Genomic DNA, 5,643 nt, shown 5'->3' with positions numbered 1-5,643 from the left:
ATTAAATTTTTTTGCTAAATCCCAAAGGGTATCGCCAGATTGTACAACATATGATGCTGTCAAGATAGGAAATAAAAAATTTAAATACTTATAACTTTATTGTATATTTCATAAAATGATAAATCAATATAATAATTCCTTTTGTATCTAATTTATTGATAATAATACATTATTCATTACTATCATTATAAAAATCTTTCATATCTTTAAATAAAATTATATTTATTATAATATAAGATATTAGTGTTATTATTAAAAGTATTATTGTTATTTTTTCTATTGTTAGATATTTACCAAGTAAAAATACCATAAAATATGATATTACACCACCTATTGCTATTGTTAAGCTTTTTATAGATAACACAGTAGAACGTATTTCATTGTTTATATTTGCTTGGAATATTTCATATTTTATAGGTGCGAACAAAGAAAAACAAATTGAACTTAATATATAAAAAGTAAACATTAAAAATATACTATTTTGTAGGTATATACATAGTGCAAAGATTACCTGTGATATAGAGTAAATTAAATATACCTTAACCTTATTTAATCTTTTATAAACACTATGTATAATGTACCCTATAAGAGATGAAACAAAAAGCTGTAATGCTATTATAACACCTATCATCTTTATATTTAAACCATTATTACTTAAAACAGTAGAATAAAAATCTTCTATGTTGATAAATGAAATAGCTGTAACTAAATCCAGTAATAAAAAACATATTAGAAATTTTTTACTTAGTATTAAGCTTATTGAACTTTTAAGAAATTTCTCCTCAGAATTAATTTCTTCTTTAGTTTCTTTAACAAGTAAAGAAATTATAAATATTCCTATAATTATTAAAGTATCTAATATAATAATTGTATTGTAATCTAATATATCTATAATTAATCCACCTATTGCACTTGATATACCTATTCCAAAATAAAAAAATATCCTTTCAATTGAATTTAGTTTTACTAAGTATTTATTATCTAAAGAATTAACAAAAAGTGCTTCAAAACTTCCAGATATAAATGTATATCCTAATCCTTTTAGAAAAAAGCTAATATAAACTAATATCGGCATATTTAATAACAGAATAATATATGAAAAAATTATCAAAATATTACCAATAATAACACTTATTTTTTTACCATATTTATCAGCTATAACTCCAGTAGGTATTTCAAAAATAAACTTAGTTATTTGATATATTATTAATATTAATCCTATACTAGATACACTAAATCCAAATTTTTCTCTTAAATATAAGTTTGTATATGGTGATATAAATGATATACTTGAAAGTAAGGTGTATATCAAATATAATATTATATTCTTATTCTTAAACATTAACCTTTATTTCTCCTTAATACACATATTCAATATAGTATTTAACCATATCTAATAAGTCATTATATATCATACACTCAGTATATTTTTTAAAATCATTTTTATTTTCAGCTGGACATCCTCCGCCACATATCGGTAATAATTTACATTCTTTACATACTAAATTATATTTGAAATGATATTTACTTTTTGTAATATCTTTATCTTCTGTGTATAATTCAGTACAATTATATATACTTTTACCATTAGGATAAAAAACATTTATCTTTTCTCTATTACAATATCTAAAAATAGGATATATATTTTCTGTTTCAATAAGTGATATAAATGACTTTACTTGATTTATAGATAATTCATTAAACTCAACTTTATTCTTTAAATATAGTTCTATTATATTTTTAAATGGTAAGTTATTATTATAATCATCAAAATGGACTCTATAATAACTCTTTTTTGAGTTTAACATAATATCTGATAGTTCACAATTATTTAAAATATTTTCAAACATTTCATAATTTAAGTTAGCTCTTATTGTATAGTTTATTTTTTTATCCTTTAAAATCTTAATATTTTTTTCTATTATATCATATGTTCCTAGATTATTATAAAATATTCTTGTTTTATTATGTGTTTTTTTATTACCATCAACTGTTATAATTATATCCTTTATTATATTTTTATAATTAATAATTAATTCTAAAAATTTTTCTATATTTACTCCATTTGTTATAATTCTTATATCTAAATCATTTTCACTGGCAAATTTAAGTGTTTTTTCAATAAGGTTATAATTTTGTTCTAATAATGGCTCACCTCCATATAAAATTATTTCATTATCGTCTAAATGTTCTTTACTTATCTTTTCTAAAATAAAATCTAAAATATTATCTAATTGATAAATATCTAGTTGTTTATCATAATCTTCTCTATTTTGAAAACAATATGTACATTTTAAATTACATTTTAATGAATACATTATATAAAATCTATACCCTATTTTATTATCTTCATAATATTTTTTAGCCATATTTTTATAGGTAATAAATTGGTCTTCATAATCAAAATATTTTCTTTCTAGCATATTATCTTTTTCATTTTTAATTAACGTTTTATCATATATGCTTTTAAAAAAATCTTGGTTAATTTCATCTAATGTACCATATAAAGAATTAAATAAAAAATTTCTATTATTTACTTTTATTATATTAGTATAATGTGATAGTTCCATAAATTAACTCCTAATCATTTCTAAATACTTTTCTCTTATTACATATCTGAAAATCTCTTTAAAGTTCGGGCATTTGGTTACTCCATCTAGTATATTATTAATGTCCATAACTCCTGTACAACTACCTCCACAAACATACCTATATTTGCAATTGGCACATTTAGTCATATTTAAAACATTTCTATTATTATAACTTAAAATTAAATTTTCATCTATTAAAACATTATTTTTAGAATATGTGCCTACCCTTTTTTCACAATTTCCCATTCCCCACCAACATTTGTATATATTACCCTGAAAATCTAATATATATTGATTACTCATTGCACTGCAAATACAAACTTTAGAATAAAATTGTTTATTTTCAAATATTGAATCAACTAAATGTTTTCCGTGAAAATTAATATTAAAATTTTTTAATTTTGGATTACACTTTTTCTTTTCATTCAATATCTTTATACATTCTACTTCATCTATTATACTAGATTGTTCGCTTATACCTTCTTGTTGTAAAATATAAATATATATATACATTATCAAAACCTATAATTTGTTCCAATTCATCTGCTAAATTATCTAATGTATTAATATTTTTATTTGTTAAATTTATTCTAATAGAAATACTATTTACAATAGTAGATAAACTTTTTATATTACTCACAATTTTATCAAATGTTGGTTTCCCATCTTTACTCACTCTTATTTTATTATGAGTTTCTTTATCACCATCTAAAGTAACTTGAATACCATTTATTTTATATTTTTTTAATATATCCATATATTTATCAATTGTTGTACCATTAGTTATAATATTTATCTTATATCCATTTTGGTGTACATTATATAATATTCTTTCTATTGTATCCCTATTTTTCAATAATAAAGGCTCTCCACCAGTAATATCTACCAATATGTCTTTATTATCATAATTTATATTGTTTTTATCTTCTATAATTTTAGCTATAATTTTTATTGCATTAAAAAAAGTGTCTATATCATTGTTAATTATATCTTCACCTTCATTTTTTTCATAAGTTTCTTCAAAACAATAGTAACATCTTAAATTGCATTTATATGTTGGTATGTATATAAAATTAGGTGGTTGTTTAACTAATTCTTTAAGTAAATAATCATTTATTTCTTTCAAATATTTTTCATATTCCTCATAAGTTTCAAATATATAATTTCTTTCTATTAAACAGTTTTTAATTTCATCATTAACTAAAGTAGTTAATTTATTATTTTTTATTATATCTAAATATTCTATATCTAATATATCGGCATTACCATTTAATAAATTTATTACTATGAATTTATTTTCTTCTGGGATATCTATTATTTCTATTTCGTTTATTAATATCACAAATGTAAGCTCCTTCTATTTAATAATTTTATAAATTAAAAGACTTAATAATAAAATATTAAGTCTTTTAAAATTTTCACATTATTTGCAATGTGCGTATAAACATACTTCTCTTTCTGTTTTAATTTGTAAATTTTTGTTGTTTAATGATTTCATAGTTATTCCTCCTTAAAGTATGTAAAATATATTAATTTTATAAACTATTATTTTAAATAATAGCTTGTAATTAATATACATATTTTTTACTCATTTATGTATATTATTTATTGAATAAAAATATTTTCCACAAATAATATACTATTTTAAATTATTATAAGTTAAAATTATTAATATAATTTTTAGGGGGTATAAATATATGAAAAAATTAAAAACTACACTTTGTCTTATTTTTACTTTTACTTTATTAACTTCTAACTTAAATTTATCAACTTTTAAATCTAGTAAAAATGTTATTGAAAATTTCTGTGATGATAAAGCTGAAAAACAATAATTTTAACTTAAATGCCATATTTTTATTTTTTCATCTATATTATTTTCTAGTCTTTTATCATTATAAAGTTTTGCAAAACATTTAGATTGATTAAGTATTTTATGGCATTGTTTTTTATAGGTATCATTTTCTAACATAATCTTTCCATAGCACCATCCTATATTATATAATGCTTTATAAAAAATATATGCTTCATTATTAATTATACTTAAAATTAAACAATCTTTACTTTTTTTAATAGATTCTTCATATTTTTCTGATAAGCCATATACTTGAGATAAACTGTATAACAACGTTTTATAAACAATTGTTCCAGATAAAGGATAAAACTCTTTAAAATATTTTTCTAATTTTTTATACCATATTAGTGCTTCTTTGTAATTACTACCTTTATGATATGCCCCTCCTATATTTAATAATAATCTAAGTTCTTCTTTTGTAAAAAACCTTTTCCATTCTTCATTTTTTAATTTATTTACATCTTTTATAGTAATTGATAAAATTCTAAAAATTTCATTCTTATATTCTTCATATGTCAATGGAGTTACTTCATCTTTAATAAATAATTCACATTTTTCTATATATTGCTTATTGTATATGTTATTATTATCTATTTTGCTTTTTAATAAATCTAGTAATATAATAACCTCATTATAATTATGAGTGATATTAAAATCTATTTTCCAAACTAGTTCTTGTAACATAAAATCTTCTTCAATAACTGGTAATCTGTAAGTTTCTTCTTCATTTCCAATATCCAATGCTTGTAAAAAATTTTTTGATGATTTTTTATTAGGAGTTTGTTTACAATTTTCTATGTTAGATATATTATATTGATTTGCTATAAATGACTTCATATCTTTTGATAACATAAGCTCTTCTTGTGTTTTGTTACTATAATTTCTTGTATTTCTTATTACTTCATTTATAGAATACACACTATTATATGGTCTTATATAAATATCTCTCTCATCAAAATTTTTTAAGCTCAATTCATCAATAGCTTCTAATATTACATTTATATCTTTATATTTAATATTTTTACTTATATTAAATAATTCATAATTTATATAATCATTCAAATTCACTACTAATAATAAAAAATTCTTTAAATAAAATATAGATTTATTATTAACAATATATTCAATTCCTTTATTAACATATAATAAACTTTCATCATATTTATTATTTAAGTATAAAATATATGCTATATTATAAAA

Annotated in this window: 7 protein-coding genes; 1 reads left to right on the top strand and 6 read right to left on the bottom strand. The window is 19.7% G+C overall.

Translation table 11 applies throughout. From position 1 onward, the window contains the following. The 5 genes from R5Z65_RS10275 to R5Z65_RS09360 all read right to left on the bottom strand — a co-directional run. Positions 1-63, bottom strand: a 63-nt coding sequence (locus R5Z65_RS10275) for a LysM peptidoglycan-binding domain-containing protein (protein WP_369124038.1), incomplete at its 3' end; no start/stop codon positions are given. Positions 64-169: 106 nt separating this feature from the next. Beyond that, entirely contained in the window at positions 170-1,342 is a 1,173-nt protein-coding gene (locus R5Z65_RS09375; RefSeq protein ID WP_317368731.1) for an MFS transporter, read from the bottom strand. Between the two features lie 16 nt (positions 1,343-1,358). After that, positions 1,359-2,570, bottom strand: a complete 1,212-nt coding sequence (locus tag R5Z65_RS09370) for a radical SAM protein (protein WP_317368729.1) — start codon at positions 2,568-2,570, stop codon at positions 1,359-1,361. 3 nt (positions 2,571-2,573) lie between these two features. Then, positions 2,574-3,104 (bottom strand): SPASM domain-containing protein, encoded by a 531-nt coding sequence (locus tag R5Z65_RS09365; protein ID WP_317368727.1) that lies wholly within the window; start codon positions 3,102-3,104, stop codon positions 2,574-2,576. Further along, positions 3,052-3,933: a radical SAM protein gene (locus tag R5Z65_RS09360; RefSeq protein WP_317368726.1), complete on the bottom strand. Its 882-nt coding sequence runs from the start codon at positions 3,931-3,933 to the stop codon at positions 3,052-3,054. The genes R5Z65_RS09365 and R5Z65_RS09360 overlap by 53 nt, the downstream gene beginning before the upstream one ends. A 355-nt stretch (positions 3,934-4,288) precedes the next feature. On the opposite strand from R5Z65_RS09360, the gene R5Z65_RS09355 reads away from it, so the two are divergent. Further along, complete coding sequence (locus R5Z65_RS09355) at positions 4,289-4,423, top strand: hypothetical protein (protein ID WP_317368725.1); 135 nt, start codon at positions 4,289-4,291, stop codon at positions 4,421-4,423. Between the two features lie 2 nt (positions 4,424-4,425). Here the strand turns inward: R5Z65_RS09355 and R5Z65_RS09350 are convergent. Continuing rightward, a partial coding sequence (locus R5Z65_RS09350) for a hypothetical protein (protein WP_317368724.1) occupies positions 4,426-5,643 on the bottom strand: 1,218 nt, incomplete at its 5' end.

This window comes from uncultured Tyzzerella sp., from assembly GCF_963558545.1.
Lineage (GTDB): Bacteria > Bacillota > Clostridia > Lachnospirales > CAG-274 > Tyzzerella.
This window is presented reverse-complemented; position numbering and strand designations above follow the sequence as displayed.

Excerpts from the sequence above, each read along its gene's own strand:
- R5Z65_RS09365 (WP_317368727.1), bottom strand. The coding sequence starts at position 3,104 with ATGTATATATATATTTATATTTTACAACAAGAAGGTATAAGCGAACAA.
- R5Z65_RS09355 (WP_317368725.1), top strand. The coding sequence starts at position 4,289 with ATGAAAAAATTAAAAACTACACTTTGTCTTATTTTTACTTTTACTTTA.
- R5Z65_RS09375 (WP_317368731.1), bottom strand. The coding sequence starts at position 1,342 with ATGTTTAAGAATAAGAATATAATATTATATTTGATATACACCTTACTT.
- R5Z65_RS09370 (WP_317368729.1), bottom strand. The coding sequence starts at position 2,570 with ATGGAACTATCACATTATACTAATATAATAAAAGTAAATAATAGAAAT.